Genomic DNA, 17447 nt, shown 5'->3' with positions numbered 1-17447 from the left:
GCCCGTGCGAACCGCCTAGATTCCCTTCTCCGCCAGGAACTCGCCGACGGCATCGAATCCGGCCTGCCAGGCCGGTTCGTAGTCGACGATGATATGGCTCCGGCTCTCCAGCGGGACGAAGCGCGCGTCGGGGATTTCCGCGGCGATCGCGCGGCCGAGGTCCAGCGGGATTCGCTGGTCGTACTTCGAATGCAGCACGATCGTCGGCGCCTTGACGTGGGCGAGCCTGTGTCGGACGTCGATATATCCGAACGCGTCCTGGAACCGTGCCGCGTTGTGCGGCGAGGTGGTCAGGCGCTGGAACTCGTCGAACCAGGCGAGGTCGCCCGGGTCCGCATCCGGCATGAAGGTCTGTGAAAAGATGTGCCGGTAGGCCGGATTGTCGGTACCCCACCCCACCTCCGTCAGCTTCAGCACCGCCTCGCGCCTCTCCTGCTCGTCCGGAGTGGCCAGGTGTCGCCAGCCGGCCGCGTAGCCGCCGACCAGCACCAGGCCGCTCACCCGCTCCGGATGGCGCACCGCGTACTCGATCGAAACAGCGCAGCCCTGTGAAATCCCCAGGAGGGGGAAGCGGTCCAGCCCGAGCTTGTCGACGACCGCCTCGAGGTCGTCGACGAACGCTTCGAAACTCAGGTCCTCGACGTCCCAGTCCGACAGACCGCAGCCGCGCTCGTCGTAGCGGATGAATGTGCGGCGCCGGGCGATCGCGGCAAAGCTCCGGCCCCAGATGGGACTTCCCCAGTCGAACTCGAGATGATTCAGCCAGTTGGCCGCCTTCAGCATCGGCGGCCCCGATCCTACGGTCGCATAGGCGATCTTGGTCCCGTCGCGGGCCTGGCAGAAGCCGATCCGCTGGGCGCGCAAGGCACGCGACTTGAAGCTCGTCCCGGTCGTACCGGCATGCCGGTCTGCGATTGAGGAGCCGGGCGCAGGCGCGCCGGCCGCCGCGTCATGCCTGGATCGCCGCCGGCGTCCCGTGCCGCCCGCTTGTCCGTCGGCCGAAGCGGACGAGGCCCGGGCGTTGTCCGCCGCGCCGTCGGGTTCGACCTCCCTCCAGAGCCGCTGCCACTTCTTTGCCGAAGCCGCAGAGATTGCCGGATGGGTGGCGAGCCGTCCGAGGACGTCGGCGCGGGCCGCCTCGGCATCGTCGCGCTCGGCCAGCAGCCAGGCGTCGAAGGCCTCGTCGCCGGCGCCGTCGAGCCCGTCCAGCAGCACCAGGTCCAGTTGCCTGGCCATCTGTTCGAGGTCAGCGACGGGGAGAGGGCCCCCGTCCTGTCGCAGGCGCTCGTGAATCCTCCTGATGTCGACATCGACGTCTTCGACATCGAACTGGACCCGTTCACGATCGGCCACGATTCGCGCGCGGTCCGGCGCATCCACCGCCCGTCGCAGCTTGCTCAGCGACCAGCGCAACGCCGCCTTGGGGTCGTCGGGCAGGGCCCAGAACAACTCGCACAGGCGCTCGCGGCGATGCGGGCGGGCGGTCGCAACGAGGAAGCCCAGAAGTGCTCGCGCCTTGCGTGACGCGGGAAGGGCAACCTCCGATCCGGAAGCGATGACGCGTAGCTCGCCCAAGAGAGAGACCTGGAGATCTTGCGGCACGCGCAACTCCCGGCTGCAAAAACAACGACGTCGCGGCAGCAATACCACCGTGCCTACAACGCTGACAACAACGGTATATCACCACTTAGCTGCCGCTACGACATTGGGGCCAAAGCCGAGGCGATCCCCGTCCGATGAGGATGGTGTCTCGCTTCGGCTTTCGGCCGTTCGGAGCCGTCCGTGGTTGGGGACAGCGCAATGCTGCCTCGACCTTGCAGAAGACGGCCGGCGCGACCCGCAACGGGGCGACGCCCAAGTTGACGAGGAACATTGGAATGTCTGCGACAGCCCGTTCTCGAATGGGCACGACGTAGACGGATCACCCGATAGCGAACCGTCTGGCCGGCGTCGTCACGACCCTGCGATGCCCCGCCGGCCTGACCTGAACGATATTTCAGACAATGGAGTGACTTATGAACCGGCACATCACTGCCGACACAGCCGCGCTTCCGTTCATAGACCTGTCTGCCCTCGCGGAAGAACCGCATGCCGCTTTCGCCGCCTTGCGCAAAGAGCACGCGATCATTCAGGTGGGCGAGAGGCAGTACATGGCGCTGCGCGCCCACGACGTCCTGGCGATGCTGGGCGATCCGAGGACGATCCAGGTCGAAGGTCCCGACTATGTCGAGTTGAACGGGATCCCCGACGGTGTCGTTGCGCGATTCCTCAAGGACATCTTCCTCTTCGGCAATGGCGATGCGCATCGGGCCAAGCGCGGGCTCTTCGCCCGCACCTTCGCGCACGGGGCGATCCGGGAGGCCCGGCCGCGGATCCGCGCCGTGGCCGACGCGATCGTTGCCGATCTGCCGCGCAGCGAGTCCTTCGACTTCATCGAGCGCATGGCAGCCCGCGTGCCGGCCGAAATGATTGCCGCCATACTGGGACTGCCCGGGTCGGAAGTTCCCTATTTCACACGCCACGCCTGCACGGTCGCGCGGGCGCTGACGCCGGTCTATCCGCATCGCCATCACAGGGAAATAGAGGACGCGGCGCTCCACCTGTCCACCTATGTCGAGGAGCACATGCTTGCCCGGATGGTCGAGCCCCGCGACGACGTTCTCTCGAAGCTGGTTGCCGACTGGCGGTCAAATCAGGTGATCCCGTTCCCGAGTCTGGTCCATCAGGTGCTCGGAATCATTCTCGGCGGCAGCGACACGACACGCGCGGCATTCGCGATGCTCGTCGCCCTGCTCGTGCAGCACCCTCGGCAGTGGCGGTTGGTGAAGGACGATCAGGCCCTGATCCCCGGCGCCGTCGCCGAGGCCCTGCGCTACGAGCCCTCGGTCGGGTCTGTCGCCCGCTTCACGACGGCTCCCGTCGAGGTCGGCGGCGTGCTGCTGCCGGCGGGTGTGATGCTGCGCGTCAGCACCATGTCGGCGATGCGCGATCCTGCGCTCTACGCCGATCCCGACCGCTTCGACATCCGCCGTTGCGACCATCCGCGCATGCACCCGGTATTCGGGGCGGGCCCGCACCGCTGCATCGGCGAGATGCTGGCGCGGCTCGAGATGCAGGAGGGCCTCGATGCCCTGGTCTGCGCCGTCCGGGAGATCGAAATCGAGACGCATCCCCGGATGACCGGATGTGGCGGCATTCGCCAGATCAGCCCGATGCGGGTGCGAATCCGCTGAACCGAAGATTCTGAACGGGCACCCGCCGGTGCGGCCCGCATCGCTCTGCGACCGCCCCCGATTTCGATATCGGCGGCCCCCCAGACCCTATGGAGTTGAAAATGGAAATGCACACGAATGCCTCGCTTCGCGCGGTTCACGGTTTCGACGGGAGCGTGCACGCCCGGTTCGGGCTGCGCGCCTGGCTCGCTGGCGTCCTGAAGCACATGCGGGACGTCCGGCGCCGGCGGCGCGACTATGATCTGCTCTTGGACAAGACCGAGCGCGAACTCAATGACATCGGCCTGACCCGGGCGGACGTCGTCGACGCGGTCAGGCATGGTCACGGGCTGCATCGCAGATACCCGGAGACCGGGCCGCTCTGAACGACCCCCGGGCATCCGGCCGTCACATAGCCGTCCTTGGCGCCCCGGGGCTGAAGTCGCTGCCCCGTCGGGGCCGTGGAGGAAACTGGAGCGGGCGATCGGGATCGAACCGACGACATTCAGCTTGGGAAGCTGACGTTCTACCACTGAACTACGCCCGCACCGGGCGACAGAACAGCCGCAGGGCGGCGGATCTGTCAAGTGGGAAGAGGGCGGCAAACATCCCACCGGGCGGCGGACGCGAGGCGACCCGCCGCCCCCGTTCAGCCGTAAAGCGAAAGTGAACGGCCGTTACGGGCGGCAGGCTGTGCGGTTTCGCCGAGTCTGCTAGGTTTCGCGGCGACCATCGTGCGCGTGCCGATTCCGATCCGCATCCAGATCCCGCTCCATGAACGACCTGACCTTCGCCAAGTCCTACGTTCCGCTCGATCCCGGCAAGTTCCGCGACCCCGACGTCACCGCCCGGGGCGAGGCGCGGGCGCGCGTGGCGCTGGAGCGGCTGGACACGCTGTGGATCAACACCGGCACGCTCTGCAACATCACCTGCGTCAACTGCTACATCGAATCGAGCCCGACCAACGACCGGCTCGTCTACATCACCGCCGGCGATGCCCGCGCCTATCTCGACGAGATAGCCGATCTCCGCCTCGGCACCCGCGAGATCGGCTTTACCGGCGGCGAGCCGTTCATGAACCCGGACATTCTCCAACTCCTCGAGGACGCGCTGGCGCGGGGCTTCGAGGTGCTGGTGCTGACCAACGCCATGCAGCCGATGCAGCGGCCGCGCATCCGCGCCGGCCTGCTCCGGCTTCGCGAGAGCTACGGCGAGCGGCTGGTGCTGCGCGTCAGCCTCGATCACTACACAGCCGCGCTGCACGAGGCCGAGCGTGGCCCCGACACCTTCGAGCGGACCCTTGCCGGCGTCGACTGGCTTGCCGGGAACGGCTTCCGCATCGCGATTGCCGGCCGTTCCGTCTGGGGCGAGCCCGACGCGGTTGCCCGGGCGGGATACGGCGCCCTGTTTGCGGACCGCGGCTGGTCGATCGATCCCGGCGACACGGCGTCCCTGGTGATCTTTCCCGAGATGGACGCCCGCGTCGACGTGCCGGAAATCACCACCGCCTGCTGGGGCATCCTCGGCATCTCGCCGGACGCCATGATGTGCGCGACCAGCCGCATGGTGGTGAAGCGCCGCGGCGAGGAGCGGCCGACCGTGCTGCCCTGCACGCTCTTGCCCTACGATGCCGAGTTCGGCATGGGCTCGACGCTCGCGCAGTCGCTGCGGGCCGACGGCGGCATGTTCTCCGGCGGCGCCGTCAAGCTCTGCCACCCCCATTGCGCGAAGTTCTGCGTGCTCGGCGGCGGCTCCTGCGCGCCGGCCTGAAGGCCCGAAGATTGCGCTTGCGTTTCGCCGGGCCCGGGCGCATGTGAAGCGCCGGTTTCCTCTGCCCGCGCCGAAGGCGCTCCACCTCCTTGTCGTTCCGCAATCCGCAGTCCGCGGGCCCTCCGGCCGCAGGGTCCGGCGATCTGATCGCCGATCGCCGGTTTTCCTACGCCATGATGCTGGCCGAGGGCGGCGACGCCGAGGGCGCGCTGTCGGTGCTCGATCAGGCGCTGGAGATCGCGCCCGGCTGGGCGGCCGGCTGGTGCGTGCGCGCCGACCTGGCCGAGCGCGCCGGCCTGCGGTCCGAAGCCGTCGCGGCGTTGCGCCGCGCCGCCGGGCTCGACCCCGACGACCTGATGGGTGCCGGCCTGCGGCTTGCCGCGCTCGGCGCGGTGCCGGTCCCCGACGCCATGCCGCAGGCCTACGTGCGCACGCTGTTCGACCAGTACGCGCCGCGCTTCGACAGGGCGCTGGTCGAGGGGCTGGACTATGCCGCGCCATGGCATCTGCGCGACCTGCTGTGCGGCTGGCTCGCCGAGCGCGGCCGCGACCGGTTCGCGCGCGTCCTCGATCTCGGCTGCGGCACCGGGCTGCTCGGCGAGGCGCTGCGCGGGTCGGTGTCGTGGCTCGAGGGCATCGACCTGTCGCCGGGAATGCTGGCGGAGGCCGCCGCCAAGGGCGTCTACGACCGGGTCGTCGAGGGCGACGCCGTCGCCGTCCTGTCCGGCGAGCGCGAGACCTGCGACCTGGTCGCCGCCGCCGACGTGCTCGGCTATCTGGGCGATCTCTCCGCCGTGTTTCTGGCCGCCGCGCGGGCGCTGGTGCCCGGCGGCCTGTTCGCGGCGAGCGCCGAGCGCTACGACGGCGCGGGCTACATGCTCGGTCCCGGCCTGCGCTTTGCCCATTCGCAGGCCTACCTGCAGGCCTGCGCGGCCACGGCCGGCCTCACGGTGGCCGCCACCGCGCAGGTGCGGCTTCGAAGCGAGCGCGGCGAGCCTGTCGACGGGCTGATCCTGCTCGCCGGAAAGCCGGCCGTCGCGGCGGCAACGGGCGACGTCCTCGCCCGGGTCGACGAGCCGGAGGCGCCCGGGCGGCTGCCGCAATAGCCGGCGGCTTGGCGGATGCGCCGCCCGGCGCTACCTGTGTGGGGTGAGCCTCGCCGATCCGATAGCCGTGCCCGACCTGCTGCCCGAGCCGTTCGCCGGATGGTTCGCCGCGCGCGGCTGGTCGCCGCGGCCGCACCAGATCGCCCTGCTCGAGCACGCCCGCGCCGGCCGATCGGTGCTGCTGATCGCCCCGACCGGTGCCGGCAAGACGCTGGCAGGCTTCCTGCCCAGCCTTGTCGCATTGGCGGCACAGCGACGGCACGTTCCCGGCACAGCGAAGGCAGAGCCTGCCATGGGTCCGGGCGGGCTGCACACGCTCTACATTTCTCCCCTCAAGGCGCTCGCCGTCGACGTCGCCCGCAACCTGGAAACGCCGATCGCCGAGATGGGGCTCGACATCCGCGTCGAGACCCGCACCGGCGACACGCCGCAGTCGAAGCGCCAGCGCCAGCGGTTCGATCCGCCGCAGATGCTGATGACGACGCCGGAGCAGATCGCGCTGCTGATCGCCAGCCGCGAGGCGCCGAAACTGTTCGGGAATCTCAAGACCGTTGTCCTCGACGAGTTGCACGCGCTGGTCACCTCGAAGCGCGGCGACCTGCTGGCGCTCGGGCTGGCGCGGCTCAGGTCGCTGGCGCCGGGATTGCGGGTCGTCGGGCTGTCGGCCACCGTCGCCGATCCGCAGGCGCTGGCCCGCTGGCCCGTCGACCAGTCAAACGGCCCCGACGCGGCCGACCTGCTGGTCGCCGAGACCGGCGTTTCCCCCGACGTCACCATCCTGTCGCCCAGGGAGCGGGTGCCGTGGTCGGGACATTCCGCCCGCCACGCGCTCGGCGTGATCTACGAGGCGATCCGCGACCACCGGACCTCGCTGGTCTTCGTCAACACCCGCAGCCAGGCGGAGATGCTGTTCCAGGAACTCTGGCGGATCAACGAGGACGGCCTCGCCATCGCCCTGCACCACGGTTCGCTCGACGTCGCCCAGCGGCGCAAGGTGGAGGCCGCGATGGTGGCCGGATCGCTGCGGGCGGTGGTATGCACGTCGACGCTCGACCTCGGCATCGACTGGGGCGACATCGACCTCGTCATCAATGTCGGCGCCCCGAAGGGGGCAAGCCGCCTCGCCCAGCGCATCGGTCGCGCCAACCACCGCCTCGACGAGCCGTCGAAGGCGCTGCTGGTGCCGGCAAACCGCTTCGAGGTGATGGAATGCGAGGCGGCGCTGGAGGCGCTCGCCGAAGGCGCCCAGGATTCGCCGCCGCCGCGCACCGGGGCGCTCGACGTGCTCGCCCAGCACGTCCTCGGATCGGCCGTCGCCGCCCCGTTCGACCCCGACGCGCTCTATGCCGAGATCACCAGCGCGGCCAGCTACGCCGATCTGACGCGCGACGATTTCGACCGGGTGATCGGGTTCGTCGCGACCGGCGGCTACGCCCTGAAGTCATACGAGCGCTACGCCCGCATCCGCAGGACGCCCGAGGGCCTGTGGCGCGTCTCCAACCCGCAGGTCGCCCAGCAGTACCGGCTGAACGTCGGCACCATCGTCGAGGCGCCGATGCTGAAGGTGAGGCTGGTGCGCCCGGGCCGCCGCAAGGCGCTGTCGGGCGGCCGCGTTCTCGGCGAGATCGAGGAATGGTTCGTCGAGCAGCTTTCGGCCGGCGACACCTTCGTCTTCGCGGGACAGGTGCTGCGGCTGGAAGGCATGCAGGAGACCGAGGTCTTCGTCTCCCGGGCCGTGGCCGAGGACGCCAAGGTTCCTTCCTATCAGGGCGGCAAGTTTCCGCTGTCGACCTACCTTGCCGACCGGGTCCGGGCGATCCTCGCCGACGAGCGCCGGTGGAAGCACCTGCCCGGCGAGGTCGGCGAATGGCTCGCCATCCAGAAGCTGCGTTCGGTCCTTCCGCGCCGCGACCAGCTTCTCGTCGAGACGTTCCCGCGCGGGTCGCGCTTCTACCTGGTCTGCTATCCCTTCGAGGGGCGCCTCGCCCACCAGACCCTCGGCATGCTGCTGACGCGGCGGCTCGAGCGCCTGCGGGCGCGGCCGCTCGGCTTCGTCGCCAGCGAGTATGCCCTCGCCGTCTGGGGCCTCGGCGATCTCTCTGCGATGATCCGGCTCGACCGGCTGTCGCTCGGCGAGCTGTTCGACCAGGACATGCTGGGCGACGACCTGGAGGCCTGGCTTGCCGAATCCAACCTGATGAAGCGCACCTTCCGCACCTGCGCGATCATCTCCGGGCTGATCGAGCGGCGCCATCCGGGCAGGGAGAAGTCCGGCCGCCAGATGACGGTTTCCTCCGACCTGATCTATGACGTCTTGATGAGCCACGAGCCGGACCACGTGCTGCTCAAGGCAACGCGCGCCGACGCTGCGGCCGGCCTGCTCGACGTCTCCCGCGTCGGCGACATGCTGCGCCGGACGAAGGGCCGGATCGTCCATCGCGCGCTCGACCGCGTCTCTCCCCTTGCCGTGCCGGTGATGCTGGAAATCGGCAAGGAGGCGGTGCCGGGAGAGGCGGAGGACAGCCTGCTCGCAGAAGCCGCCGAGGCACTCATCGCCGAGGCGATGGGAGTGGCCGACGGCAGGCGCGTCGGCTAACCCGGCTTGTCGCCGTCCCGCGACCGGCGCTCGGCGCGAGCGGCATCGACATCGGCCTCGTCCCAGTAGCCGATGAGTATGTTGGCATCGAGTTCGCGTCCGTAGGCGGCGGCGATGTCGGCGTCGGAGACCGTGATGCGGCTCTTCGGCGTGCGCGCCCAGGCGAACATCGCAGCGTACAGGCGGTCGCGGACGCAGGCATGGGCGTCGTCAGCGCCGAGATCGACGAACTCGTCGGGATCGCTGTCGAGATCGTGGAGCATCGGCTGGAAGCCCTCGACATGGGTCAGCTTCCAGCGCCCGTCGAACACCATGGTCATCCGGCAGTCGGCGATCGGCACGCCGTTGTCGGTGCGCGCGCGGCGCATCGAATAGTCGTACTCGCTGATCACGTAGCGCCGCTGCCAGTCCTCTCCCCTGACCAGCGGCATCAGCGACCGCCCTTCCAGGATGTGGGGCTTCGGCCTGCCGCCGAAGGCGTCGAGGAAGGTCGGTGCCAGATCGATCGCCTCGACCAGGGCGTCGCTGACCGTGCCTCGCGTAACGTCCGCGTCCGGCGAGGGATCGGCGACGATCAGCGGGATCTTCGCCGAGACCTCGTGGAACAGCTCCTTCTCGCCGAGCCAGTGGTCGCCGAGATAGTCGCCGTGGTCGGAGGTGAAGACGATCATGGTGCTGTCGGCCAGGCCCTCCTCGTCGAGGAAGGCGAACAGGCGGCCGAGATGGTCGTCGATCTGCGTGATCAGGCCCATGTAGGCCGGGATCACGCGCTCGCGCACGCCCGGCCGGGCGAACACCTCCGAGAAGCGCTCCTGCATGTAGCTCGCGTAGACCGGATGCGGGTCGCGCTTCTCCCGGTCCGACCGGACCACGGGGACCACGTCGTCGGCGCCGTACATGTCGTGGTAGGGAGCCGGGACGATGTAGGGCCAGTGCGGCTTGATGTAGCTGAGGTGCAGGCACCACGGCCGGCCGTCGGCATTCGCCTCCCGCATGAACTGCATCGCCCGGTTGGTCATGTAGGCGGTTTCGGAACGCTCCTCGGGAACCCGGGCAGCCTTGTCGGCATGCGCCAGCAGCCATCCGGACAGGATCGCGCCGGCCTCCCCGTCGGCCGAGTTCGCCCAGTGCTCCCACGGATTGGCGGCGTCGAAGCCGTGCTGGCGCAGATAGTCGTCATAGGGTGGGTTTGGCGAATAGGGGCCGTCGGGATGCAGTCCGTCGTCGCGCTCGTAGGGTTCGAAGCCGCATTGCGAGACATGCACGCCGATCGTCGTCCCCGGATCGATGCCGAGGCGGCGCATGCCCTCCAAGTCCGCCTTCATGTGGGTCTTGCCGACCAGCACGTTGCGCACGCCGATCTCGTTCAGGTGGTCGCCGAGCGTCGGCTCGCCGGCGCGCAGGGGAAAGCCGTTCCAGGTCGAGCCGTGCGAGCGCACGTAGCGGCCGGTGTAGAAGCTCATCCGCGACGGGCCGCAGATCGGCGACTGCACGTAGGCGCGCGTGAAACGCACCCCACGGGCGGCGAGCGCGTCGATGTTGGGCGTCCTGATCGAAGGGTGGCCGGCGCAGCTCAGGTAGTCGAACCGGAGCTGGTCGCACATGATCCACAGGATGTTCCTGACGGCCATCGGTTCAGCCGGCCTGCGAGACTAGTGCGCCTCGTCCCAGTTGTCGGCGGCCCGGGCGTCCACCCGCAGCGGCACCTTCAGCTCGACGGCCGGCAGCGGCGCCTCCTCCATCACCCTGGCGATCACCGGCATCACGTCGTTCACGGCATCTTCCGGCACCTCGAAGATCAGCTCGTCGTGAACCTGGAGCAGCATGCTCGCCTCGACGCCTGCCTTTTCCAGCGCGTCTTCCATGCGCACCATCGCCCGGCGGATGATGTCGGCGGCCGACCCCTGGATCGGCGCGTTGATCGCCGCCCTTTCGAAGAAGGCCCGCTCGGACGGGTGGCCCCTGGTGATGTTGGGGTAGTTGCAGCGCCGCCCGAAGATCGTCTCGACGTAGCCGTTCGCCCGGGCGAAGGCCTTGGTGGAATCCATGTAGTCGCGAATGCCGGGGAAGCGTTCGAAATAGCGCTTGATGTAGTCGGCCGCCTCCTGCCGCGGGATCGCGAGCTGGTTGGCGAGGCCGAAGGCCGAGATGCCGTAGATGATGCCGAAATTGATCGCCTTGGCGCGGCGGCGGACCATCGGATCCATGCCTTCCACCGGCACGCCGAACATCTCCGAGGCCGTCATGGCGTGAATGTCGAGCCCGTCCTCGAAGGCCTTCCGCAGCTGGGGAATGTCGGCGATATGGGCGAGCACGCGGAGCTCGATCTGGCTGTAGTCGGCGGAGACGAGCTTCATGCCCTTCTCGGCGATGAAGGCCTTGCGGATGCGCCGCCCTTCCTCGGTGCGGACGGGGATGTTCTGGAGGTTCGGTTCCGACGACGACAGCCGTCCCGTCGTCGTGGCGGCCAGCGCGTAGCAGGTGTGGACGCGGCCGGTCTCGGCATTGACGTAGCCCGGCAGGGCGTCGGTGTAGGTCGACTTCAGCTTGGTCAGCTGCCGCCAGGCCAGCACCTTGCTCGGCAGCTCGTGGCCGGCGGCGGCGAGGTCCTCGAGCACGCTCGCCCCCGTCGTCCAGGCGCCGGTCTTGGTCTTCTTGGCGCCGGGCAGGCCCATCTTGCCGAACAGGATGTCGCCGAGCTGCTTGGGCGAGCCGACGTTGAAGGTCTCGCCGGCGAGTTCGTAGATCTCCGCTTCGAGCGCCGCCGCCGACTGGGCGAAGTCGCCCGACAGCCGCGAAAGCATCGCCCGGTCGACCATGATGCCGCGGCGCTCCATGCCGGCGAGCACGGTCACCATCGGCCGCTCCAGGGTCTCGTAGACCGTGGCGGAATGGTCGGCGGCCAGCCGCGGCTTCAGGACCCGCCACAGCCGCAGCGTCACGTCGGCATCCTCGGCGGCGTATTCGGTGGCCTTGTCGAGCGGCACGAGGTCGAAGGTCACCTTGTTGCGGCCGGAGCCGGCGACCTCGGCGAACTTGATCGGCTTGTGGCCGAACCATCGCTCCGAGAGCTCGTCCATGCCGTTGCCGCCGAGCCCCGCGTCGAGGGCGTAGGACAGCAGCATGGTGTCGTCGAACGGACGCACGTCGATGCCGTAGCGCAGGAAGACCAGCCAGTCGTACTTCATGTTCTGGGCGATCTTCAGCGTGCCGCGATCCTCCAGCAGGGGCTTCAGACGCTGCAGCCCGTCGGCCAGCGGAATCTGCCGCGGCGGTTCGCCGGCGAGATCCAGACCGTCGGAATTGCGATGGGCCAGCGGCACGTAGCAGGCCTTCCCCGGCGCCGTCGCGATTGACAGGCCGACCAGCTCGGCCTGCATCGGAAACAGCGACGTGGTCTCCGTGTCGATGGAGAACACGCCGGCCTCGTAGGCTTCGGCGATCCACGCATCGAGCCGCTCGATCGTGTCGACCGTCTCGTAGGCCGACCTGTCGACCGACACGCCTTCCAGCGCCGCGGCCGCTGCGGCGGCTGCCGCGGCAGGCGTTCCGGGACCGTGGGCGCCGTTCGACCTCACCTCCGGCGCCGCCGGTTCGGCGTCGGTAGCCAGCGTGGCGGCGGGCGCGGCGGCAGGGGCGGCCGGCGAAACGGGAGTGGCGGTGGCGCCTTCCGGCGGCCAGTACTTCACCGTCACCTCGCCGGGCTCGACCTTGGCCGGATCGAAGCCGGTCGCGTCGGCGACCCGCCTGGTGATGGTGGTGAACTCCATCGCCTTGCAGAAGGCGATCAGCCGCTCGGGATCGGGATCGCGCACGCCGAGCTCGTCGGCCGCGACCTCGACGGGCACGTCGCACTTGAGTTCGGCGAGCTGCCGGGAGATGCGTGCGTTCTGGGCGTGATCGAGCAGGTTCTGCCGGCGCTTCGGCTGCTTGATCTCGTCTGCGCGCTGCAAAAGCGCCTCCAGGTCGCCGTACTCGGTGATGAGTTGCGCGGCCGTCTTCACGCCGATTCCCGGGACGCCCGGAATGTTGTCGACCGAGTCGCCGGCCAACGCCTGGACGTCGACGACGCGATCGGGCCGGACGCCGAACTTCTCCTCGACCTCGGCGACGCCGATGCGTTTCTCCTTCATCGGGTCCAGCATCTCGATGCCGTCGCCGACGAGCTGCATCAGGTCCTTGTCCGAGGCGACGATCGTCACCGTCGCGCCCTTGCCGGCGGCCTCGCGGGCATAGGTCGCGATCAGGTCGTCGGCCTCGTAGCCCTCCTGCTCGACGCAGGCGATGTTGAAGGCGGCGACCGCCTGGCGGATCAGTCCGAACTGCGGGCGGAGATCCTCCGGCGGCTCGGGCCGGTGCGCCTTGTACTGGTCGTAGAGGTCGTTGCGGAACGACCGGGCCGAATAGTCGAAGATGACCGCCAGGTGCGTCGGCCCAGCGCCGTCGCCTTCGCCGTCCGCCTCGCGCACCAGCTTCCACAGCATCTGGCAGAAGCCGTGCACGGCGCCGATCGGCAGGCCGTCCGACTTGCGCGTCAGCGGCGGCAGCGCGTGGTACGCGCGAAATATGTAGGACGAGCCGTCGACCAGATAGAGATGGTCGCCGGACTGGATGGGGCGGCTCGCGCCGGATATCGATGAGGACGGCATGGGCCGGAATATGCCGCGCCATGCCCGCCTTGGCGACCCCTTTCGCTGCTTTTCGGCAGCGGCGGTCTACTCCGCCGGCGCTAAGCCCCGGGCGGCCCGATGGCGCGCCCAGCCGGGCCGCCGGAACAGGAACCCGAACCAGGTGCCGCGCACGATCCTGTACAGGATCAGCGGCCCCACGACGCCGGCGGCCGTCACGATCAGCGAGACCGTGCCGATATCCGGGACCAGCTCGAGCTTGAGCAGCACGATGCGCGTCACCGCCATCGGCAGGAAGAAGGCAAGATAGATCACGATCGAGTTCTCGCCGCAGTAGCGCAGCGGCCTGGCGGCGAACGTGCCCGCCAGCAGCGCCGAGCCGGACACCACCGCCATCGCCCCGAGCCCCGCCAGCGCCAGGCTCACGACGGGAAGATCCGCCAGGCCCTCGGCCACCAGCCAGCCGTTCAGCAGCGCCCAGAGGATCAGGCCTCCCAGGGCAATCCGCGGGTTCTCGCGCACGCGGGAGGCAAACGAGAAGATCCAGGGCGCCAGCGCATAACCCGCGTAGAAGAACACGAACCGGCTGGCGAACTCGTCGGCGACGATCCAGCCCGTCTCGACCTGCGCGACCTGCAGCAGCGCCCCGATCACCAGCACGATTGCGGGAGGGACACGCCGGACACACTTCGTCACGACGAAGAAGACCGGCAGCAGGTAGATGAACCAGAGGGTCCCGTAGGGCTGCACCAGGCCGAACAGGAGGTCGCCGGGGATCGCGCGGAAGCCGCCGTCGCCGTTGAGGCCGGTCTTCAGGAAGATCTGGATCGCCATCCACAGCACGTAGAAGTAGGCGAAATGCAGCACCTTCCGGTCCATATATTCGGGCCAGGGGCGGTCGATTCGTCGCGCCAGGAATAGGCCGGCCACCAGAAAGAAGTCGGGCATCCGGAACGGCCTGGCGAATTCCACGAGCGGATGCATCCAGCCATCCACCCCGGCCGCCTTCTCCACGCCGAGCGTCGAATGCATCATCACCACCATGATGATGCAGAAGCCCTTGGCGATATCGACCCAGTCGACCCTGCCGCCATGCGACGGGACCGTAGCGGCCTGGAAGGACATCGATCACTCCGTGAATGAAGGTCAGAGGCGGGGTGCGGCCGGAGCGGCCGGCGCACGCTCAGCATGGCAAGTTTTGTGGTGGAATTCGAGCCGCCTGTGCGTTGACGAGGTTAAATTTCCTCCATGTCGGCGGCCGCCGACCACTTGGGGAGCCCTGCAGCCGGATGCGCCGGAGGCGGCGAACCTGACCGTTGCGCTGGCCAATCAGATCGATAGGCACCATAGTTCGAAACGTGTTCGGCTCCCCGCGGCTGCAAGGCAACCAACAGATGTCGCCCCTGAAGACAACGCTGCTGCTCGGTACTCCGCTGGTGATCGTCGTCGTCGGTGCGGTATTCTTCGTCCTGCCGGAATGGTCGGCGACGCCGCCCGACCCCTCGAGCGCCGCCCGGCAGCTCAGTTCCACCGGCTCGTGCCGCGACTGCGACCTCAGGACCGCCTACATCCGCAACCTCGACCTGCCGAACGCCGACCTGTCTGGAGCGCAACTGGTCGACGCCGACCTGAAATACGCAAGCATGCCCGACGCCAACTTCGCCGGAGCTGACATGCAGCGCATCCAGATGGAGGAATCCGATCTGTCTGGCGCCAATTTCTCCGGCGCCAAGCTTCGCAATGCAGACCTGGAGAAGAGCCGTGCCTCGGGTGCGAACTTCTCCGACGCCGATCTTCGCAACGCCGACCTGGACGAGATCGACGCCACCAACGCCAACTTCACCGGAGCCGACATGCGTGACGCGACGTTGAAGCGCGCCGACCTGTCGGGTGCGGTGCTGGAGGACGTCCAGCTGGGCGGCGCCCGGCTGGAGCGGACGAAGCTGCAGGGAAGCGATCTTTCCGGCGCAAACCTGACCACCGCCGATCTCGACCGCATCGAGGCGGTGAACGCCTCGTTCATCGACGCCGACCTGACGGGGGCGAGGATCTCGCACGCCAATCTGTCTTCGGCGGTGTTCGGCGAGGCGAAACTCGCGCGCGCCTCGCTCCAGCGCTCGGACCTGTCGGGGGCGGACCTCTCCGCGGCCAGCGGCCTGACGGAGGCGGTGCTGTCGACCGCCTGCGGCGATGCTTCGACGAAGTTGCCCGACGGGCTGTCTGTCCCCGCCTGCCAGTAGCCGCGCCGGCAGGTCGCGGCGGACGGCTTGTGCCGGCGCCGACAGGCCGTATGCTCCGCCCGGGTTCGAGACAGTCCGGGGAGACCAACATGATCGCGATCGACGCCGAAACCGTGCACGGCCTGATGGACTGGCACCGGGTGGTCGAGGCCCTGCGCGACGGCCATCGCGGCCCGCGCCCGAGCATCGACGACCTGCTGATGCGCAACGAGGGCTCGGCGTTCCTGATTCGCGCGTCGTGGGTTCCCGGCGGGGCGGTCGGGCTGAAGGCCGTCACCGTGTTTCCCGGCAATCCGAACCGCGAGCCGCCGCTGCCGGCCGTCCAGGGCCAGTTCCTGCTGTTCGACGGCGACACGGGCGCCGTTACCGCGGCGATCGACGGGGCAGCCATCACCGCGCTGAAGACGGCGGGAGATTCAGCCCTGGGGTCGGACCTGCTGTCGCGTCGCGATGTCGAGACACTGGCGATGGTCGGCGCCGGCGCGATGGCCGAACCGCTGATCCGTGCCCATCTGTCGGTGCGCCCGTCGCTGCGCAGGATCGTCATCGCCAACCGGACGGTTGGACGCGCCGAGGCGCTGAAGGAGCGGCTCGCCGATACCGGTTGCGAGATTAAGACCACCGCCTCGATCGACACGGCGGTGGCCGCGGGCGACGTCGTGTCCGTGGCGACCATGACACGCGAGCCGATCATCCGCGGCGAACTGCTGAGGCCCGGCGCCCATCTCGACCTTGTCGGTGCCTATACGCCGGACATGCGCGAGGCCGACGACGAGGTGTTTCGACGCGGCCGTCTGTTCGTCGATGCGCGCGAGACCACCGTGCACGAGATCGGCGAACTGATGATCCCCCTGGCGGCGGGCGTGATCTCGGAAGACGACATCCAAGGCGACCTGTTCGAGATGGTTCCGGGATCCGCCGGGCGAGCCTCGCCGGAAGAGGTCACGGTCTACAAGAACGGCGGCGGCGCCCATCTCGACCTGATGACCGCCGGCGCCATCCACCACGCCTGGCTGCAGCAGCACACCCTGTAGGGATCCGGCCGCTCAAACCTCGTCCGTCAGACGCGAGACGCGCGCTGCGACTTCGTGGGGATTGATCACCGCCTGCCGGATCAGGCCGTCGAACCGGTCGATCAGCACCCGGATGTGCTCCGTCGTCGTCAGCACCAGGTACATGTCGCCGAGATAGATCGCCGCGCGCATCGGGCCGAAAATGGTGATCGGCGCCGAGAAGGTCCGGCGGGCGTCGTAGAGAAACAGGCGGAAGGTCGGGTACAACTCCTCCAGAAGCCGTGCCATGTGAGCGAGTTGCTCGTGCCGGACCTCCCGGTCCAGCGTCGCCCACATCCCTTCGCCCCGGGCGAAGCCGGTCAGCCGCTGCACCGGCATGCAGACTTCCATGTCCGTCTCCGGGCGGCGGGTATAGGCGAGATAGCGGTCGGCATCGGCTATCGAGGCCTCGACGCGCTGCTGCGGCTCGCGCCCAAGTTCGTGACGGATGACCGCCTCGGTCCGAAGCAGGTCCGGCAGCGTCGCCGGCACGTGGCGGATCTTGTAGCCGGCTGCCTCGCGCCGCCACTCCTGCAGGCGGGAATCGTCCGGCCCGGAGGCGCCGAGTTCGAGGGCCAGGTGCGGCGCGATCTCGGCGGCAAGCCGCTCGCTCTGGCTCACTCCCATCAGCCAGTCGAGGCTGACCCCGTGGGCTTCGGCGATCGCCACCAGGGTCTCCGCACGAGGCAGGCGCACGGTCTTTCCCGACAGCAGTTGCGAGAGCGCCGATCGGTCGAGCCCGATCGATTCGGCGAATCGTGACTGCGGACCGCCATACCGCCGCATTACCTCGCCGAGACGGTCGCGGAACACGCTGCCGAGATCACGCTTGTCCATTCACGT

Annotated in this window: 12 protein-coding genes and 1 tRNA gene; 7 read left to right on the top strand and 6 right to left on the bottom strand. The window is 68.8% G+C overall.

Features of this window, described 5'->3' with window-relative positions; genetic code table 11:
• Positions 1-15: 15 nt before the first annotated feature.
• Positions 16-1602, bottom strand: a complete 1587-nt coding sequence (locus V3328_RS13600; RefSeq protein WP_340330218.1) for a bifunctional AfsR/SARP family transcriptional regulator/alpha/beta hydrolase — start codon at positions 1600-1602, stop codon at positions 16-18.
• A 413-nt stretch (positions 1603-2015) separates the two neighbouring features.
• On the opposite strand from V3328_RS13600, the gene V3328_RS13595 reads away from it, so the two are divergent.
• Both V3328_RS13595 and V3328_RS13590 read left to right on the top strand, forming a co-directional pair.
• A complete protein-coding gene (locus V3328_RS13595; RefSeq protein WP_340330217.1) occupies positions 2016-3233 on the top strand; it encodes a cytochrome P450 in 1218 nt (405 codons plus the stop codon).
• Positions 3234-3334: 101 nt separating this feature from the next.
• Complete coding sequence (locus V3328_RS13590) at positions 3335-3598, top strand: YjiS-like domain-containing protein (RefSeq protein WP_340330216.1); 264 nt, start codon at positions 3335-3337, stop codon at positions 3596-3598.
• Positions 3599-3684: 86 nt separating this feature from the next.
• Here V3328_RS13590 and V3328_RS13585 read toward each other — a convergent pair.
• A tRNA-Gly gene (locus tag V3328_RS13585) sits at positions 3685-3759 on the bottom strand.
• Positions 3760-3986: 227 nt separating this feature from the next.
• On the opposite strand from V3328_RS13585, the gene V3328_RS13580 reads away from it, so the two are divergent.
• The 3 genes from V3328_RS13580 to V3328_RS13570 all read left to right on the top strand — a co-directional run bounded on the left by V3328_RS13580 (position 3987) and on the right by V3328_RS13570 (position 8684).
• Positions 3987-4982 (top strand): radical SAM protein, encoded by a 996-nt coding sequence (locus V3328_RS13580; protein WP_340330215.1) that lies wholly within the window; start codon positions 3987-3989, stop codon positions 4980-4982.
• 173 nt (positions 4983-5155) lie between these two features.
• Positions 5156-6088 carry a class I SAM-dependent DNA methyltransferase gene (locus V3328_RS13575; RefSeq protein ID WP_340330443.1) on the top strand — a complete coding sequence of 311 codons (933 nt, stop codon included), beginning with the start codon at positions 5156-5158 and terminating at the stop codon, positions 6086-6088.
• Between the two features lie 43 nt (positions 6089-6131).
• Positions 6132-8684, top strand: coding sequence for a ligase-associated DNA damage response DEXH box helicase (locus tag V3328_RS13570; protein ID WP_340330214.1), 2553 nt, complete (start codon positions 6132-6134; stop codon positions 8682-8684).
• Here V3328_RS13570 and V3328_RS13565 read toward each other — a convergent pair.
• The 3 genes from V3328_RS13565 to V3328_RS13555 form a co-directional block, all read right to left on the bottom strand.
• Positions 8681-10315: an alkaline phosphatase family protein gene (locus tag V3328_RS13565; RefSeq protein WP_340330213.1), complete on the bottom strand. Its 1635-nt coding sequence runs from the start codon at positions 10313-10315 to the stop codon at positions 8681-8683. The two genes, V3328_RS13570 and V3328_RS13565, sit on opposite strands and share 4 nt — an antisense overlap.
• Positions 10316-10336: 21 nt before the next feature.
• A complete protein-coding gene (gene polA / locus V3328_RS13560; RefSeq protein ID WP_340330212.1) occupies positions 10337-13333 on the bottom strand; it encodes a DNA polymerase I in 2997 nt (998 codons plus the stop codon).
• Between the two features lie 66 nt (positions 13334-13399).
• The gene (locus tag V3328_RS13555) at positions 13400-14437 is read right to left on the bottom strand and encodes an acyltransferase family protein (RefSeq protein WP_340330211.1); all 1038 of its coding nucleotides are present in this window, start codon (positions 14435-14437) and stop codon (positions 13400-13402) included.
• Between the two features lie 269 nt (positions 14438-14706).
• Here V3328_RS13555 and V3328_RS13550 point away from each other — a divergent pair, with 269 nt between their 5' ends.
• Together V3328_RS13550 and V3328_RS13545 are read left to right on the top strand one after the other, a co-directional pair.
• The gene (locus V3328_RS13550) at positions 14707-15552 is read left to right on the top strand and encodes a pentapeptide repeat-containing protein (protein WP_340330210.1); all 846 of its coding nucleotides are present in this window, start codon (positions 14707-14709) and stop codon (positions 15550-15552) included.
• Positions 15553-15641: 89 nt separating this feature from the next.
• Positions 15642-16586, top strand: a complete 945-nt coding sequence (locus tag V3328_RS13545) for an ornithine cyclodeaminase family protein (RefSeq protein ID WP_340330209.1) — start codon at positions 15642-15644, stop codon at positions 16584-16586.
• 12 nt (positions 16587-16598) lie between these two features.
• Here the strand turns inward: V3328_RS13545 and V3328_RS13540 are convergent, their stop codons facing one another.
• Entirely contained in the window at positions 16599-17441 is an 843-nt protein-coding gene (locus V3328_RS13540; protein ID WP_340330208.1) for a helix-turn-helix domain-containing protein, read from the bottom strand.
• Positions 17442-17447: the final 6 nt, after the last annotated feature.

This window comes from Microbaculum marinum (assembly GCF_037855135.1).
Taxonomy (GTDB): Bacteria; Pseudomonadota; Alphaproteobacteria; order Rhizobiales; family Tepidamorphaceae; genus Microbaculum; species Microbaculum marinum.
This window is presented reverse-complemented; position numbering and strand designations above follow the sequence as displayed.